Origin of the sequence: Robinsoniella sp. RHS (assembly GCF_001029355.1) — a bacterium.
In the GTDB taxonomy this organism is placed as follows: Bacteria; Bacillota; Clostridia; order Lachnospirales; family Lachnospiraceae; genus Robinsoniella; species Robinsoniella peoriensis.
In genome coordinates this window covers 1-17,879 of sequence record NZ_JNGB01000082.1, presented here as the reverse complement: position 1 = coordinate 17,879, position 17,879 = coordinate 1, and the positions used below count along the sequence as shown (strand labels likewise).

Genomic DNA, 17,879 nt, shown 5'->3' with positions numbered 1-17,879 from the left:
CTTTCTATTGGTGCAGTACCACAGACCCGTCTGCGGTATGCAGGAGGTATAAACATGATTAAAAAGCTGCAAAAAAAGTTTATATTAATTACCATGGGGGCGGTGGCGCTTGTGATGATATTGTTAATCGGTGTAATTAATGCAGCAAACATTTATCAGATGAACAGGAAGATGGATGGCGTCCTGTATGTTTTATCAGAAAATGACGGGAGGTTTCCGGAATTTGAGAAGGATAAGTCCGAAAAACTGAATGTGGGTTTTGGTTTTGAAATGACAGAAGAAACCCAGTATGAGACGCGCTATTTCATCGTGGAATGCGGGGCGGATGGCAAAGTATTACAGACAGACACCAGTCATGTTGCAGCGATTTCCGAGACGGAGGCTAAAGAATATACCGCAAAGGTATTGGAAACCGGCAGGAAAAGCGGTTTTAATGGAATATATAAGTTTATGGTTGTGGAAAAGGAATTCGGTACACTGACCGTATTCGTAGATTGCCGGTCCCAGATACAGATGGTGACGCTGTTCGCAATTTTATCTTTTGTAATTGCAATATCCTGTCTGCTGCTGATCTTCATTCTGATTTTCATTCTGTCGAAAAAAGCAGTTCAGCCGGTTATTGAGAATATGGAAAAACAGAAGCAGTTTATCACCGATGCGGGGCATGAGATCAAGACGCCGCTGGCTATTATTTCTGCGGATGCGGATGTGCTGGAATTAAGTACCGGAAAAAATGAATGGGTTGACAGTATCCGGAGCCAGACAGCCAGGCTGGATAAACTGGTGAAAAATCTGCTGGCGCTTGCGAAGATGGACGAGGAGAATATTCAGCTGATCTTTGGGAATTTTCCGGTAAGTGAGGTGGTTCTGGAAGCTGCGGCACCTTTTGAAGCGGTGGCGGAGCTGCAGAACAAGCATTTTGATCTGAATATCCAGTCTAATCTGATCCTGCATGGGGATGAGAGCAGTATTCGACAGTTAGTTACAATTCTTGTGGATAATGCGGTTAAATATGCTGAGCCCGGTGGACAGATTAAAATTTCTTTGTCGGCGGCGGGCAAGGCGGTCAGGCTGGAAGTATATAATACGGGAAAGGATCTTCCAAAGGATAATCTGAATAAATTGTTTGATCGTTTTTACCGGGCAGATTCATCACGGTCCAGAGATACCGGGGGATATGGAATCGGGTTATCCATTGCCCAGAATATCGTAAAAGCGCACAAAGGAAAGATATCCGTACAAAGTGAAGGCGGTAAGTCTATCTGGTTTACTGTTCTGCTTTAAAAATAAAAAATTCAAAATAATGAAAAATTAAGCATAATTTCCTCCATTTTACAAATAATAGATCATGGGTACTAAAGTACGAACCATGAGAAAATAAAATGGAGGAATTAATTTTATGAAAGCTACAGGCATTGTTAGAAGAATTGACGACCTGGGTCGAGTGGTTATACCAAAAGAAATAAGAAGGACGCTTCGAATCAGAGAAGGCGATCCACTTGAGATCTTTACCGATAGAGAAGGCGAAATTATATTGAAGAAGTATTCCCCTATAGGTGAACTGGGGGCATTTGCCAAAGAATATGCAGAATCACTGGCTTACAGTACAGGACATGGAGTCTGCATAACGGACCGTGACCAGGTGATTGCCACCGCAGGCGGAATAAAAAAAGATATGATTGGTAAAGCGATCAGTAAAGCATTAGAACGAATCATCAATGACCGTGAAAATGTTTTGTCAAACCGGGATGACAAAAATTATGTAAAAATAACCGGAGAGGATATGGAAGAGAACCTTGCACAGGTAATCAGCCCGATCCTCTGCGAGGGAGATGCTATTGGGGCTGTGATTCTCATCAGCAAGGATGAGAAGGGAAAAATGGGTGATACAGAACGGATTGTAGCAAAATGTGCTTCGGGATTCATGGGACGTCAAATGGAACAATAGAGACATGCCTGTGGTATTCCTCTAATGGAGACCCGGTGATCCGGTTATCGTAAGATGAAGTGCCAGGGATTACAGGACAAGACCAGATATGCTTGGGTTCGTAGGCATATCCGGCCTTGTTTTCTCTGGGAATAAGTGGTATCAGCAGGAACATATTTTGATGGATTGCTGATGGTATTCTTCCAGGGTAAGATCTGTGATGGTGAGATAATGGGCCAGAGGTTTCGTTACATAGCGTATGTGCCACGGCTCGTATGCATACCCGGTTATGTCTTCTTTCGATTTGGGATAGCGGATGATGAACCCATATAATGGTGCATTTTTAGCAAGCCAGATGCCTTCTGCAGTATCCGCGAAATCTTCTGTCAGATCCAGCCCCACGGCGGAACAGGAAACATCCAGAGCCAGCCCGGTCTGGTGCTCACTGCCGCCCGGCGGGGCTACATAGAGCGGATTTCTGTCCGGATTATAGAGCTCCATCTGCCGGTAATAAGAACGGTACCCGGATATGCCGTAGAGGTTGATACCCTGATCGACAGCATGGGCAAAGAGTTCTCTTACTGCTTTGGCAGTCTGGGGTTCCAGAAGCCTTTTCGGATCATCAGGAAGGGCATCAAAAGGGACACCGGGGTCTACAAGGGACGCGGGAACAGTACCGGGGTCTAAAAGGTGGTGCCTGTTCACAAGAATATCATATTGGGACATAAAAAGACTCCTTTCATATAAGCTATATATGTATATGAAGGAGTCTTTTTATATATGCGTGAATTCTTAAAATAAGAATTTTACTTTAATGCATCCATGCTCATCTTTTCCAGAAGTTCGGACTTGATACCGAACAGCTTGTCAGAGAGGTCAACGTAAACGTCGTGTGGGTTTACAAAACGTTTTGTTTCATCCCAGAGAGTATCCAGTTCCTGTTTACAGTAATCACGGATTTCCATTACGGATGGAGAGGTATAAATGCATTCCCCGTTTTTAAATACCGGAACTAACAATTCCCGCAGAGTAAAGGTTCCTGCATGGATTTTAGTTTTTTTCCAGGTCTCAAGCGGGTCGAAGATAATCATGTCATTTCCTTCATCAAAGGTTTCGTCCGCAAGAGCGATCAGGTCGGCTTTTATTTTTTTTGCAGTTTTATCATAGATGCGGTAGATCGTTTTATTGCCCGGATTTGTAATCTTTTCTGTATTTTCAGAAAGTTTGATTTTAGGTATAAATTCTCCTGTTTTACTATCCTGAATGGCAGCCAGCTTATATACCCCGCCAAATGCAGGGCAGTCTTTGGAGGTAATCAGATTGGTTCCAACACCCCAGGAAGTAATTTTGCAGCCCTGTGCTTTCAGGCTGTCGATCAGATATTCGTCCAGATCGCTGGATGCGGAAATAAAAGCATCTTTGAATCCGGCATCATCTAACATGATACGGGCTTTTTTAGACATATATGCAAGGTCACCGCTGTCCAGACGGATTCCATAATTTTTAAGAGGAATGCCGGCTTCCTTCATTTCGGTAAAGATACGAATGGCATTGGGAACTCCTGATTTTAAAGTATCATAGGTATCCACCAGAAGGCAGCATGCATCCGGATATAGGTCTGCATATTTTTTAAATGCCGTATATTCATCCGGAAAACTCATAATCCAGCTGTGGGCATGTGTGCCTTTCACAGGTACATCAAAAAGCTGACCGGCAAGTACATTGGAAGTTCCCACGCATCCCCCGATCATGGCAGCTCTGGCGCCGTATACGCCTGCATCCGGACCCTGTGCACGGCGAAGCCCAAATTCCATAATACCGTCACCTTTTGCGGCATATACCACCCTGGATGCCTTAGTGGCGATGAGACTCTGGTGATTTATTATTGTCAGGATAGCCGTTTCGACTAACTGTGCTTCCATAATAGGTGCAATTACTTTTACCAGAGGTTCTCTTGGGAAGACAACAGTTCCTTCAGGAATGGCATAAATATCGCCGGTAAACCGGAAATCTGCCAGATAATTCAGGAAGTCTTCATCAAAGGTACCAAGTCCTCTCAGGTAGTCTACATCATCTTTGCTGAACTTCAGGTTTTTAATATAATCGATCACCTGTTCCAGACCTGCCGCAATGGCAAAGCCCCCGTCCGACGGGTTTTTGCGGTAAAAGGCATCAAAGACCACTACTTCATCCGTATGATTCTTAAAATAACCCTGCATCATGGTTAATTCATAAAAATCTGTTAATAGCGTTAAATTCATTGTACTCATAACTTGCTCCTTTGTCTTAGTTTGTTGATACGAAACTCTTGTCTATAGTTATAACACATTGGTATCGTTTATCCAAGTGGGTTATTTGGGAGATGATTTCAAGCTGTATGTCGCTTTGCTGTTTTGGGCTGTATTCATGGGGGATGACCAGGTCAAAGATAAGATTAATCTGGTTTTTACCTTCTACCACACGAAAATCGTGAAAGGAGAGCCGGTCATCGATACTGGTTATAACAATGTCGACTTCCTGTTTCAGTTTTTGAATCCGGCTGTTCTTCGTTTCGATGGGATCCATGTGAATGACCAGGAAGATCCCAAGCTTTTTGCCGACTTCCCGCTCCGCCTTATCAATAACTTCATGAGAGGATTCAACATCCACGTCATTTGGAACCTCAGCATGAATGGATGCCATGCTGCGTCCCGGACCATAGTTATGGATAATTAAGTCGTGGCTTCCTGCAATCCCGTCGTAGCCTTCCACCATTTCCGTGATATCCTTATACAACTGGGGATCGGCAGGTTCTCCGATCAGTGGTTTTAACGTATCTTTGGCAATGCCGATTCCTGCCCAGATTACAATACCGGCAACCAGGATTCCAACATAACCGTCGATGTTGATGTGGAAAATGCCAAATACAAGAATCGAAACAATCGTAACGGAGGTAGTGATAACATCCCCCATGGAATCTGTGGCGGCCGCCATCATAACAGTAGAATTTATCCGTTTACCAAGTTTTTTATTAAAAAAGCCCAGCCAAAGCTTTACGCCTATGGATAAAACCAGGATTACCAGGGAAGTCACCTGGAATGAAATTTCCTCCGGGTTAAATATTTTACCAAAAGAATCCTTGAAAAAAGTAAATCCTACCTCAATGACTAAAAATGAAACAATCAGAGCAGCAATATATTCAATGCGCCCATGTCCGAAAGGATGATCCTGGTCTGCAGGTTTGCTCGCCATCTTAACGCCGATCAGACTTATAATAGAAGAACCGGCATCGGAAAGGTTGTTAAATGCATCTGCCATAACCGATACACTGTGCAGACCGATTCCAACGACAAGTTTCACGATGAATAACAGCACATTACAGAAAATGCCTACGATACCGGCTAAGGTTCCGTATGCGGTCCGTACCATAATATTATCGGTGTCCTGAGGATTTTTAATAAAAGTTTTTACAAGTAAATTTGTCATTATTATACCCAATGCTCACTGCAGGCATGCCTGCCCTTTCTATTTCTTAAAATTATTGCTGTTTTATTCCTGCTTTATTTACAGCAGCTTAAATCTGTGTATGATTATACTACTTTTCCCCTGAAATGTGTTGTAAAATCGCCAAAAAAGTACTTTAAAAAAATTTTTTAAAAAAAATTAAAAAAAGTACTTGCTTTTTTGGAAAAGGTAATATATAATACATCGTGTTGTAACACATTGGGCTATCGCCAAACGGTAAGGCAACGGACTCTGACTCCGTCATTTCAAGGTTCGAATCCTTGTAGCCCAGCTATTTACAGGTTGTCTTTGATGAAGCTTTTCAGAGGTTCATTGAAAGGCAGCCTTTTTGGTTTTGGAGGCAGATTATGAGTTATCAGTTTGACAGCAGGGTGCGCTACAGTGAGATTGGAATGGATCAGAAACTGACGCTGAATGCGATTGTAAATTATTTTCAGGACAGCAGTACTTTCCATTCTGAAGAGGTCGGACTTGGTTTGAAGAATCTGACGAAGCGAAACCGGGTATGGGTGCTCTCTTCGTGGCAGATTGTAGTGGACAGGTATCCCGAACTTGGAGAAAAGATCACTGTGCAGACATGGCCGTATGATTTTAAGGGATTTTATGGAAGCAGAAACTTTGCCCTTGCAGACGAAAATGGAAAGAGAATAGCATATGCCAACTCTCTTTGGATATTTGTGGATACAGAGACCGGTCATCCGGCTAAGATCAGCGAGGCTGAGTCGGACGGATATCAACTGGAGGAAAAACTTTCTATGGATTATGCCCCAAGGAAGATTCCGGTACCTGCAGAATGTGAACAGCGGGAACCCTTTCCGGTGCTGAGATGCCACCTGGATACTAACCGCCATGTGAATAACGGACAATATATACAGATGGCTGAGGAATATCTCCCGGAAGCATTCATGGTACATCAGGTTCGGGTGGAATATAAAAAATCTGCAGTTCTTCATGACCTGATTATTCCCAGAGTTCATGCAGAGGAAGGGCGTATTACAACGGCCCTTTGTGATGAAGAAGAAAAGCCTTATGCTATCGTAGAATTTACCGCACAGGCGTAATATATGGAGGAAGAAATGCTGGAATTAGGAAAAAAGCAGGAATTAGAAGTTGTAAAACAGGTGGATTTTGGAATTTATCTGGGAGATGGTACCAGTACGGAAGAACGGGTGCTGCTTCCGAGAAAAGAAGTTCCAAAGGATATAAAGACAGGAGACCGTCTGACCGTTTTTTTATATAAAGATTCAAAAGACAGGCTGATCGCGACCACCAGGGAACCAATGCTGGAACTTGGAGGGCTGGCTGTCCTGAACGTAAAAGAAGTAGGGAAGATCGGAGCATTTTTAGACTGGGGACTGGAAAAAGACCTTTTGCTCCCGTTTAAAGAACAGACCAGAAGGGTACGCCAGGGTGAAGAGTGGCTGGTTACTCTTTATATAGATAAGAGCAGCAGATTATGTGCAACTATGAATGTATATGAAGCACTGTGTACGGATTCTCCTTATAAGAAGGACGATCATGTCATCGGAGTGGTCTATGAGATCAGCGAAGAATTTGGTGTATTTGTTGCAGTTGACCATAAATATTCAGCTTTAATTCCGAAAAAAGACGCAGCAGGAAATTATCAGGTGGGTGACAGCATTGAAGCCCGGGTAACGGCTGTGAAAGAAGACGGAAAACTGGATTTGAGCACCAGGGAAAAAGCATATCTTCAGATGGATGAGGATGCTGAGAATATCATGAGTGTTATAGAAGAGTTTTCGGGTGTTCTGCCATTTACGGACAAAGCATCCCCGGAAGTGATCAAGCGCGAATTCGGACTGAGCAAAAATGCATTCAAGCGGGGCGTGGGCAGACTTTTAAAAGAAGGCCGTATTGAAATTACCGAAAAATCAATCCGCAAGGTTCAGTAATAAAATTGCACAGGAAATAATAAAATAGATGAAGCAGGAGGAAAAGACATGAAAACAGCAATCAGCACAGACAAAGCACCGGCAGCAATCGGGCCTTATTCACAGGCAATTGAAGTGAATGGAATGATCTATACATCCGGCGTGATTCCGGTAGTACCGGCTACGGGTGTGATTCCTGAAGGTGTGGAAGCACAGGCAGAGCAGGCAATTGGAAACCTGGCAGCTTTACTGGAAGCAGCGGGAACATCAACGGCACAGGTGATTAAGACAACGGTATTTATCAAAGACATGAATGACTTTGGCAAGATCAATGAAATTTATGCAAAATATTTTACCGGAACTTATCCGGCACGTTCCTGTGTGGAAGTTGCAAGATTACCGAAGGACGTTCTGATTGAAATCGAAGCAGTTGCAGTGAAATAATAAATAATATTTGATTTTAATCCACAAGTAGTTTATAGTAATATGTGGAGACATTTAATTGTAAATACAATATAGTGATTGGAAAGGAGAGCTGGGGATGAAAGTACAGAATATAACCAACATTGAAAAATTTTTTGAGGTAGTAGACAGCTGCAGCGGTAAAGTGGAATTGGTAACAGGTGAAGGTGACAGACTGAATCTGAAATCAAAACTTTCCCAATACGTATCTATGGCGAACATATTTTCAAATGGCGAGATTCCGGAATTGGAAATCGTAGCATATGAAAAAGATGATATCGACAAGTTAATCTCATTTATGGTTAATAACTAAGATTTGCAGAGCTGTCTCCAATGGGGGCAGCTTTTTTAAATTGGATTTTTATAGAATGTTTATTGTTATTGCAGGCATTATTTGATATAATGACCAAAAGAGTAAATAATAAATTTATCAGCAATTAAGAAAAGGAGAAAAATTTTGGATTCATTAGACTATTATGAGCGATATGCAGGCGTATATTATGAGAACACAGTAGATCTTGACATGCACGGGGTACTGGACAAGTTTCTTTCTTACCTCCCTGAGAATGCAGAAGTATTAGACCTTGGCTGCGGGTCCGGCAGGGACAGCCTTTATCTGGAAGAAATGGGCTGTTATGTAACTCCTCTGGATGGATCAGAAGAAATGTGTAAGCTGGCAGAGATTAACACTGACAAAGAAGTCTTACATATGACTTTTGAGGAGATGGAATTTGATGAGGTGTTTGACGGAATCTGGGCATGTGCTTCTTTGCTTCATGTGGAAGAAAAAGATATGGACCGCATTATGGGGAAAGTTATCCAGGCGCTAAATCCGGGAGGAATCCTGTATGCTTCATTTCGCTATGGTGAATCTGAAGAATTCCGTAACCAGCGTTTATTTCATGACTATACAGAAGATTCGCTGTATCGCATGTTAAAACGTCAGAGAGGAATTAAGATTATAGAGATCTGGAAGACGGAGGATGCAAGAAACAGTCATCCGGATACAGAGTGGATCAATGTATTGGTAAAGAAAAAAGTGACTGAATCAGGCGAGGACTTATATGAATAAAATTAAAAATATTAACCGGCTGTTCCTGGGAATGGTGATTTTTGCTTTTCTGTTTTCCTATGGTATCGGATTTTTTGTAACAGGACTTGGTACAGAGATGGCTATGATCTTAGGGCAGCTGATGTATTTAATTCCAATCTTGTTTTATATTGTTGTAATGCGTGTACCTGTAAAAGAGGAAATTCCATTCAGGAAAATTAAATGGTCTACAGCATGTATGGTTGTTTTGTTTGTCATTCTGCTGATGCCGCTGGTTTCATTTTTAAATTTATTTTCCATGCTGTTTGTAACAAACCATGTCAATGCCAGTGCTCAGGAACTCAATACCAATCCTTTTTTGGTGAATCTGCTTCTGGTTGGTGTAATGCCGGCAGTTTCAGAAGAATTTATGTTCCGCGGGGTATTTTATGGCAGCTACAGAAGGAAGAATCATGTACAGGGAGCAGTTATGTGCGGATTGATCTTTGGTATGGCACATTTAAATGTGAATCAGTTTCTATATGCGTTCGTAGCAGGATTTGCATTCTGCCTTCTTATGGAGGCTACCGGAAGCATACTGGCGCCTATGCTGGCGCATTTTATTATTGATGCATGGAGTGTAGTGGTACTGGAACTGCAGAAGGTACTGGTACAGGCTGTTCCGCAGGTGTCGGATACAATTCAGAGCGGGAGTCTGTCATCTGATTATATTATAACAGCCCTTCAGGGAGTGGCAGTTGCTGCAGTGATCTGCACAGCCCTGGCGGGATGTGTGCTTGTCTGGATCAGTAAGCACTGCAATCGGGATATCCATTTTATTTCGATTTTCCGGAATGCATTCAAAAGAAGAGAACCGGAAATGTCTTGCATTACTGTTAATGGCGAGCTGCAGGCTGCAGAACAGAATGATAACAGAAGATTAATTACGCCATGCTTTGTTATTGGTGCCCTTATCTGTATTGTTCAGATGATTATAATTGGTTAAAAAGGATAAAGTAAACAGGAACTATCTTTGAACGTGTTTGGAGACATTTCAGTGTATTGCGTGAAGTGTTTTCAGGCACGTTCTGGAATTGAGGTATAGATGAATTTTACACATTTACACGTCCATACAGAATACAGTCTGCTGGATGGATCGAATAAGATAAAAGAATATGTAGCAAGAGTCAAAGAATTGGGAATGAACAGTGCGGCGATTACAGACCATGGGGTTATGTACGGCGTCATCGATTTTTACCGGGCGGCAAAAGAGGCAGGAATTAATCCGGTGATCGGCTGTGAGGTATATGTTGCACCCAACTCCAGATTTGATAAAGAAGCGGCCGGGGGAGATGACAGATATTATCACCTGGTCCTTTTAGCTGAAAACAACCAGGGTTACAGTAACCTGATGAAGATTGTATCCAAAGGATTTGTAGAAGGATTTTATTATAAACCCCGTGTGGATATGGAAGTTCTGGAAACTTACAGTGAAGGAATAATAGCTCTTAGCGCCTGCCTGGCAGGAGAAGTGCAGAAGTATCTTGTGCGTGGAATGTATGAGGATGCAAAAAAAGCGGCTCTTCGGTATGAGGGCATATTTGGAAAAGGGAATTACTTCCTGGAGTTACAGGATCACGGGATTCCGGAACAGAAGATGGTAAATCCCCAGCTGCTGCGCATGAGCAAAGAATTGGATATCGGGCTGGTAGCCACAAACGATGTTCACTATACTTATGCAGAGGATGAATCTCCCCATGATATTCTGCTTTGTATTCAGACTGCAAAGAAACTGGATGACGAAGACCGTATGCGCTATGAGGGAGGACAGTATTATGTCAAATCCCCGGAGGAAATGTCAAACTTATTTCCGTATGCGCCGGAGGCATTGGAAAATACACAAAAAATTGCAGACCGCTGCCATGTGGAAATTGAGTTCGGTGTAACAAAACTTCCCAAATATGATGTACCGGATGGATATTCCTCCTGGGAATACCTGAACAAGCTCTGTTTTGATGGTATGGATGAACGTTATCAACCGGTAACGGATGATTTGCGGTCACGTCTGGAATATGAACTTGGAATTATTAAGGAAATGGGATATGTGGATTATTTCCTGATAGTCTGGGATTTTATTAAATACGCTAAAGATCATGATATTATCGTGGGACCGGGACGTGGCTCGGCAGCAGGAAGCCTTGTTTCCTATACACTGGGGATTACTACCCTGGATCCTATTAAATACAGCCTGCTGTTTGAACGTTTTCTGAATCCCGAACGTGTATCCATGCCCGATATCGACGTGGACTTCTGTTTCGAAAGAAGGCAGGAAGTAATTGATTATGTAGTGGAGAAATACGGAAAAGACCGTGTTGTACAGATTGTTACTTTTGGTACGATGGCTGCAAGAGGTGTTATCCGCGATGTGGGCCGTGTTATGGATCTGCCTTATGCAATGGTGGATTCCATTGCGAAAATGATACCGAATGAGTTAAACATTACCATAGATAAAGCGCTGATCATGAATGGGGAAATGAAAAGCCTCTATGAATCTGATTCACAGGTCAAGACGCTGATTGATATGTCAAAAAGGCTGGAAGGACTGCCGCGGCACACCTCCATGCATGCTGCCGGAGTTGTTATCAGCCAGAAGTCTGTGGATGAATATGTTCCCCTTTCCAGGGCATCTGACGGTTCCATTACCACCCAGTTTACGATGACCACCCTGGAAGAACTTGGGCTGCTGAAGATGGATTTCCTTGGGCTTCGAACTCTGACTGTAATACAGAATGCGGTTCGTCTGGCAGAAAAAAGCACTGGAATCTGCCTGGATATGGAAAAAATAGATTATAACGATAAAGAAGTGCTGGATTCCATCGGAACCGGAAGAACAGACGGCGTGTTCCAGTTGGAAAGCGCCGGAATGAAGAGCTTTATGAAAGAATTGAAGCCGCAGAGTCTGGAAGACATTATCGCAGGAATATCCCTGTACCGTCCGGGTCCTATGGATTTTATACCACAGTATATCCGCGGTAAGAATAATCCGGAGAGCATCACCTATGACTGCCCTCAGCTGGAAGCAATCCTGGAGCCCACATACGGCTGTATTGTATATCAGGAACAGGTTATGCAGATTGTTCGGGATCTGGGAGGATATACACTTGGGCGAAGCGATCTGCTGCGCCGTGCCATGTCTAAGAAAAAGGCATCGGTTATGGAAAAAGAGCGCCAGAATTTCGTGTATGGAAATGAAGAGGAAGGCGTTGCCGGCTGTATCAATAATGGTATCGATGAAAAAGTTGCAAATAAAATATACGATGATATGATCGATTTTGCCAAGTATGCATTTAATAAATCCCATGCGGCGGCATACGGTGTGGTATCTTATCAGACAGCATATCTGAAATATTATTATCCGGTTGAATTTATGGCGGCGCTTATGACGTCTGTCATTGATAATCCCACCAAAGTATCAGAATATATCCTGACCTGCCGCCAGATGGGAATCGATATTCTGCCCCCGGATATCAATGTAGGGGAAAGTGCGTTTTCAGCAGATGGAAAATCCATCCGATACGGACTGTCTGCCATTAAAAGTGTTGGAAAACCGGTTATTGAGGCAATTGTATCCGAACGTGTCCAGAGAGGATCCTATAAGTCTCTAAAAGATTTTATTGAGCGGTTATCCGGTAAAGAGGTTAATAAGCGGACAATAGAAAGCTTTATTAAAGCGGGCGCACTGGACGGACTGGGAGGAACCAGAAAGCAGTTCATGATGATTTACGTACAGATCATGGACAGTGTCAATCAGGAACGGAAATATTCCCTATCCGGACAGATGTCTCTGTTTGATCTTGTAAGCGAGGAAGAAAAAAAAGAATTCGAAATCCGTCTGCCGGACGTTGGCGAATATGAAAAAGAGCAGCTGCTCAGTTTTGAAAAGGAAGTTCTGGGCGTGTATATCAGCGGTCATCCGCTTCAGGAATATGAAGAAAGATGGCGTAAAAATATCTCCCAGGTAACATCAGATTTCATGATTGATGAGGAAATTGGAGTAACAAAGGTAGCGGATGGTATAAAAGCCATAATCGGAGGAATGATTATTAGTAAAACGATAAAACACACCAGAACGAATAAAACAATGGCATTTATTACCGTAGAAGATCTGGTGGGTACCGTGGAAGTGGTAATTTTTCCTAAGGATTATGAGAAGTTCAAGGATCTTCTTGTTGAAGACAGTAAAGTATTTGTAAAAGGAAGGGTTTCTACCGAAGACGACAAACCCAGCAAACTGATCTGTGAAAAGATCTGGGAATTTGAAGAAGCACCAAGGGAACTCTGGATACAATTTGAAGATAAAGAAACTTTTGTGAAGTCAGAAGAGACACTCTATGGGCTGCTGCGCCAGTCTGATGGGAAAGATGCCGTGGTCATATATGTGCGAAATCCAAAGTCTGTTAAGAGGCTGGAACGCAACTGGTCAGTACGGATTGAAGAGCAGCTTTTACGGAAACTTGCTGAAAATTTTGGGGGGAATAACGTAAAAGTTGTAGAAAAGAGTATTGAAAAGTTGTAGAAAATGAATTAGAATGTTTAGGATGAGGAAATTGTATATAAATGAATTAAGGTGAACCTAAAATGAAGGAGGCACAAAAATGGCAAAGCAAATAGAGACAATCGGAGTGTTAACAAGTGGTGGAGATGCACCCGGAATGAACGCTGCAATTCGTGCAGTAGTACGAAGAGCAATTTCAAGCGGTAAAAAAGTAAAGGGTATTTTAAAAGGCTATAATGGCCTGTTAAATGAAGAAATTATTGACTTATCGGCACGTGATGTATCAGATACCATTTCACGGGGAGGTACGATTCTCTATACGGCACGTTGTGCTGAGTTCAGAACAGCAGAAGGACAGAAGCAGGGAGCAGAAGTCTGCAAAAAACACGGCATTGACGGTCTTGTAGTTATTGGTGGAGACGGATCTTTTGCCGGAGCACAGAAACTTGCGAACCTGGGAGTAAATACCATTGGGGTTCCGGGAACAATAGATCTTGATATTGCTTGTTCCGAGTATACAATCGGTTTTGATACCGCTGTTAATACAGCGATGCAGGCAATTGATAAAGTACGTGATACTTCTACATCCCATGAAAGATGCAGTATTATCGAGGTAATGGGACGTGGTGCAGGTTATATCGCATTATGGTGCGGTATTGCAAATGGAGCAGAAGATATTCTGATTCCTGAAAAGTATGATTATGACGAACAGAAATTAATTAATAACATTATTAATAATAGAAAACGCGGTAAAAAGCACCATATTATTATCAACGCGGAAGGAATCGGACATTCTACCAGTATGGCAAGAAGAATCGAAGCTGCTACCGGTGTTGAGACCAGAGCAACGATTCTGGGACATATGCAGCGTGGCGGAAGCCCTACCTGTAAGGATCGTGTGTATGCATCTATGATGGGCGCATATGCAACTGATTTATTATGTGATGGTAAGACAAACCGTGTAGTTGGATATAAAAACGGAGACTTCACTGATTTCGATATTAATGAAGCTCTGGCAATGCAAAAAGGAATTTCAGAATTTATGTTTGAGGTAAGCAGATCTCTTTCAGTATAAGATAAGGAGTATCAGGATGGCAGTAAAATCCTTTGTAGTTTTTGGGTTAGGTAAGTTCGGTGTCAGCGTTGCAACTGCGCTCAGTAATAATGGATGTGAAGTGCTGGCAGTGGATATGGACCCGGATAAGGTACAGGACATTGCAGATGAAGTAACATATGCAGTAAGAGCGAATGTAACAGATCCGGAAGTATTTAAAAGCCTGGGACTGCGAAATATGGATGGGGCAGTTGTTGCGATATCCGGAAATATGGAAGCAAGTGTGATGGCTACCATATTGGCGAAAGAAGCGGGAATACCGTATATTCTGGCGAAGGCTACCAGCCGCATTCATGCCACGGTATTGGAAAAAGTCGGCGCAGACCATGTAATATCGCCGGAAAGCGAGATGGGATCCCGTGTAGCAAGGAATATGGTATTTGGCAGATTTGTAGATACATTTGAACTTTCTTCTACCTATAGTATGGTGGAAATGGAAGTACCGGAATCCTGGATAGGAAGTACCTTAAGGGAGCTGGATATCCGTAATAAGTTTGGAGTTAACATCATCGCCTATAAAATAGGGGATCAGGTAAATGTAAATCTGGACCCGGATGAACCGATGCGGGCAGAACAAACACTGCTAACGGTTGGTGATAATGAAAAACTGAGGAAGATCAGGTAGTATAAGTTTTAACATAAAGTAATTGAAGAATTTAAATGAAAATAAAATAGATAAAGATGAAAAGGCGCTGATGAGAATTAGCGCCTTTTGTCAGAATAGGAGAAATATGATTACCAGTACGTCAAATCAGCAGATTAAGAATCTGCTTCAACTTCAGAAAAAGGGTAAAGTACGGAAAGAACAGGATGTGTTTGTGGTTGAAGGCGTTAAGATGTATCAGGAAGCACCCGGGGAACGGATTGTAAAGACTTATGTTTCGAAGACCTTCTATGAAAAGCCGGAAAATAAAAAGCTTCTGGCCGGAGACAGGCTGGAGGTGGTAGAAGACCGGGTATTTGATGCTGCATCCGATACTAAAACCCCTCAGGGAATTTTGAGCATTGTAAAACAATCCCACTATAACTTAGGAGAGATTCTTACATCTTCTGCCACACCCCATCTATTAATCCTTGAGAATCTCCAGGATCCGGGAAACCTTGGAACGATTATGCGGACGGCAGAGGGTGCCGGTGTGAATGGAATTATTATGACATCAGATACGGTAGATATCTATAATCCAAAAACAATCCGGTCTACGATGGGGTCGCTGTACCGGGTACCATTTTTTTACACTGGTAATATAGAAGAAGTTTTAAAAGAATTAAGAGAAAAAAGTATAAAAACCTATGCTGCGCATCTGAAAGGAGCCCGCAGCTACTATGAGGAAGACTATTCTGCGGGAACGGCATTTCTGATTGGAAATGAAGGGAATGGCTTAAGTGAGGGGCTAAGCGCCCGGTCGGATTGTTACATCAAGATCCCCATGTCAGGCCAGGTAGAATCATTAAATGCGGCTATAGCGGCATCTATATTAATGTATGAAGTGAAGCGCCAGAGGAGAATCTAATGAAAACTTAAGAAATAAGGTTGACAATCTCCTCATATTATTGTACAATACATTCGTAACATAATTTAATAGATTTGTAATAATTGTAATGGAATAGTAGTAAATATTTCATGCAACGCAGTTATTCAGGAGGTAAAAATGAAGGGTAGAATGAAACCTGCAATTTGCTGTACTGTATCAGCGCTTACACTTTCCATGGCAGTATCGATGGTGTCTATGGCGAAAGAAATGCCAAATGCAGGGACATCAAACATACAAGATCAGACACAAGAAAGCGACTGGAATTATCGTGCGGTTGCGGATGTAACGGACGAATTATTTATCAGATCAATGGGTTCCGAGAATGGTAAGATTATTGGCTATCTGCCAAGTGCCGGCGGAGCATATGTTCTGGAAAAAGGGGATGACTGGACTAAGGTTCGCTCAGGAGATGTTGTAGGCTACATAAAGACAGAATATCTTGCATTTGGACAAGATGCTAAGAAACTGGCTGAAGTTTATGGTACTCCGGGAGTAGAGATCTCTTGGGACGGAGTAAATATTTTTAATAATGCCGATCCGGCAGCGAAAATTGTGGATACGGTAAACAGGGGCGAAGGTTACGAGTATACGTCGAATGACGGTACTTGGGTAAATATTCAGCTGGACAATTCAAAAAGTGCGTATGTTCCTGCTGAAGATGTAAAAGAAACACTGCTTCTTGAAACCGCGGTTCCGACGGACGACTATGTGGCACCGGTGAGTGCTTACAGCAATGGAAATTATACAAGTAACAGTTCCAATCAGACATCAGGAAATAACGGTTCAGCCAATACAGGAAACTCTGATAATTCTCAGAATGTGAATAATGTTCCAGAAACAGAGACGACCTGGACGGAAACACCGCAGACAGAAACAACCTGGACAGAAGCACCGCAGACAGAGGCTGCCTGGACAGAAGCGCCTCAGACAGAGACAGCCTGGACAGAAGCACCGCAGACGGAAACAACCTGGACAGAGGCACCACAGACGGAAACGACCTGGACAGAAGCGCCTCAGACAGAGACAACCTGGACAGAGGCACCGGAGACAGAAGCACCTGTAACGGAAACGCCGGCAACAGAGGCACCGGCAACGGAAGCACCGGAGACAGAATCCAATGCAAGTTCCTCAGCAAGTGCCGATGATTTAACTCTGTTGGCATCTATCATTTACTGTGAGGCAGGAAATCAGCCCCGGGATGGTAAAGTGGCAGTAGGTGCAGTTGTAATGAACCGTGTGGCAAGTTCTTCATTTGCCGGCAATATCCGTGACGTTATTTATGAAAGCGGACAGTTCATGCCGACCTGGGATGGAAGTATGTCAAGTGCATTAGCGAATGGAGTGCCAAGTGACTGCTACGAAGCAGCACAGGCTGCCCTGAACGGAGAAAATCCGGTAGGGGGCGCATTGTACTTCAACACAGGTTCCGGAAAAGGAATCAAGATTGGAGCACATCAGTTTTACTAATATGTGAATTGATAGAAGGAAGCCGAACACCTAAATGGTGACGGCTTCCTTTTTATCCCTTCTGAAATATATGAAACTTAAGTTGTATTTTCCTACTATTTATAGTAAAATATAGAGGTAACATATAAATACTCTGACAGGAGGGTAATATTATGGAAATAGAATCTATTTGTTGGCTCGTTTTATTTATTCTCCTTATTGTAATCGAACTTGCTACGATGGGTTTGACAACAATCTGGTTTGCAGGAGGATCCGTTGCAGGGTTCATTGTATCGGTTCTGGATGGAAATATTCTACTTCAAATCCTGGCATTTGTTATTGTCTCCGTGGTACTTTTGATTTTTACAAGACCATTTGCAGTCAGATATGTGAATAAAAATCGGACTAAGACGAATG

The 17,879-nt window shown here is 42.6% G+C and carries 17 protein-coding genes and 1 tRNA gene; 15 read left to right on the top strand and 3 right to left on the bottom strand.

Features of this window, described 5'->3' with window-relative positions; translation table 11 throughout:
• Nucleotides 1-54 precede the first annotated feature (54 nt).
• Complete coding sequence (locus tag RHS_RS22065) at nt 55-1,284, top strand: cell wall metabolism sensor histidine kinase WalK (RefSeq protein WP_044293726.1); 1,230 nt, start codon at nt 55-57, stop codon at nt 1,282-1,284.
• A gap of 115 nt (nt 1,285-1,399) precedes the next feature.
• Complete coding sequence (gene spoVT, locus RHS_RS22060; RefSeq protein WP_027296018.1) at nt 1,400-1,948, top strand: stage V sporulation protein T; 549 nt, start codon at nt 1,400-1,402, stop codon at nt 1,946-1,948.
• Between the two features lie 141 nt (nt 1,949-2,089).
• On the opposite strand, the gene RHS_RS22055 is transcribed toward spoVT, so the two are convergent.
• The 3 genes from RHS_RS22055 to RHS_RS22045 all read right to left on the bottom strand — a co-directional run bounded on the left by RHS_RS22055 (nt 2,090) and on the right by RHS_RS22045 (nt 5,392).
• Nucleotides 2,090-2,653, bottom strand: a complete 564-nt coding sequence (locus tag RHS_RS22055) for a D-alanyl-D-alanine carboxypeptidase family protein (protein ID WP_027296019.1) — start codon at nt 2,651-2,653, stop codon at nt 2,090-2,092.
• A gap of 80 nt (nt 2,654-2,733) precedes the next feature.
• A complete protein-coding gene (locus RHS_RS22050) occupies nt 2,734-4,197 on the bottom strand; it encodes a nicotinate phosphoribosyltransferase (protein ID WP_027296020.1) in 1,464 nt (487 codons plus the stop codon).
• Between the two features lie 16 nt (nt 4,198-4,213).
• Entirely contained in the window at nt 4,214-5,392 is a 1,179-nt protein-coding gene (locus RHS_RS22045) for a cation diffusion facilitator family transporter (RefSeq protein ID WP_047834385.1), read from the bottom strand.
• A 238-nt stretch (nt 5,393-5,630) separates the two neighbouring features.
• On the opposite strand from RHS_RS22045, the gene RHS_RS22040 reads away from it, so the two are divergent.
• The 13 genes from RHS_RS22040 to RHS_RS21980 form a co-directional block, all read left to right on the top strand.
• Nucleotides 5,631-5,702 (top strand) — tRNA-Gln (locus RHS_RS22040).
• Nucleotides 5,703-5,778: 76 nt separating this feature from the next.
• The gene (locus tag RHS_RS22035) at nt 5,779-6,492 is read left to right on the top strand and encodes an acyl-[acyl-carrier-protein] thioesterase (RefSeq protein ID WP_027296022.1); all 714 of its coding nucleotides are present in this window, start codon (nt 5,779-5,781) and stop codon (nt 6,490-6,492) included.
• Between the two features lie 15 nt (nt 6,493-6,507).
• Entirely contained in the window at nt 6,508-7,344 is an 837-nt protein-coding gene (locus RHS_RS22030) for a S1 RNA-binding domain-containing protein (protein WP_027296023.1), read from the top strand.
• A gap of 48 nt (nt 7,345-7,392) precedes the next feature.
• Nucleotides 7,393-7,767, top strand: a complete 375-nt coding sequence (locus RHS_RS22025; protein ID WP_027296024.1) for a RidA family protein — start codon at nt 7,393-7,395, stop codon at nt 7,765-7,767.
• A 97-nt stretch (nt 7,768-7,864) separates the two neighbouring features.
• Nucleotides 7,865-8,098 (top strand): hypothetical protein, encoded by a 234-nt coding sequence (locus RHS_RS22020; RefSeq protein WP_027296025.1) that lies wholly within the window; start codon nt 7,865-7,867, stop codon nt 8,096-8,098.
• Nucleotides 8,099-8,242: 144 nt separating this feature from the next.
• Nucleotides 8,243-8,857 carry a bifunctional 2-polyprenyl-6-hydroxyphenol methylase/3-demethylubiquinol 3-O-methyltransferase UbiG gene (locus RHS_RS22015; RefSeq protein ID WP_044293729.1) on the top strand — a complete coding sequence of 205 codons (615 nt, stop codon included), beginning with the start codon at nt 8,243-8,245 and terminating at the stop codon, nt 8,855-8,857.
• Nucleotides 8,850-9,821, top strand: a complete 972-nt coding sequence (locus tag RHS_RS22010) for a CPBP family intramembrane glutamic endopeptidase (protein WP_027296027.1) — start codon at nt 8,850-8,852, stop codon at nt 9,819-9,821. The genes RHS_RS22015 and RHS_RS22010 overlap by 8 nt, the downstream gene beginning before the upstream one ends.
• Nucleotides 9,822-9,920: 99 nt before the next feature.
• The gene (locus RHS_RS22005) at nt 9,921-13,391 is read left to right on the top strand and encodes a DNA polymerase III subunit alpha (RefSeq protein ID WP_047834384.1); all 3,471 of its coding nucleotides are present in this window, start codon (nt 9,921-9,923) and stop codon (nt 13,389-13,391) included.
• A 79-nt stretch (nt 13,392-13,470) separates the two neighbouring features.
• Complete coding sequence (gene pfkA, locus RHS_RS22000) at nt 13,471-14,445, top strand: 6-phosphofructokinase (RefSeq protein WP_027296029.1); 975 nt, start codon at nt 13,471-13,473, stop codon at nt 14,443-14,445.
• A gap of 16 nt (nt 14,446-14,461) precedes the next feature.
• The gene (locus tag RHS_RS21995; RefSeq protein WP_044293733.1) at nt 14,462-15,109 is read left to right on the top strand and encodes a TrkA family potassium uptake protein; all 648 of its coding nucleotides are present in this window, start codon (nt 14,462-14,464) and stop codon (nt 15,107-15,109) included.
• 106 nt (nt 15,110-15,215) lie between these two features.
• Nucleotides 15,216-15,995, top strand: a complete 780-nt coding sequence (locus tag RHS_RS21990) for an RNA methyltransferase (protein ID WP_047834389.1) — start codon at nt 15,216-15,218, stop codon at nt 15,993-15,995.
• A 138-nt stretch (nt 15,996-16,133) separates the two neighbouring features.
• Nucleotides 16,134-17,483 (top strand): cell wall hydrolase, encoded by a 1,350-nt coding sequence (locus RHS_RS31630; RefSeq protein WP_395023315.1) that lies wholly within the window; start codon nt 16,134-16,136, stop codon nt 17,481-17,483.
• Nucleotides 17,484-17,635: 152 nt separating this feature from the next.
• Nucleotides 17,636-17,879: membrane protein (locus RHS_RS21980; RefSeq protein WP_047834383.1), on the top strand; the 244-nt coding region annotated here is incomplete at its 3' end.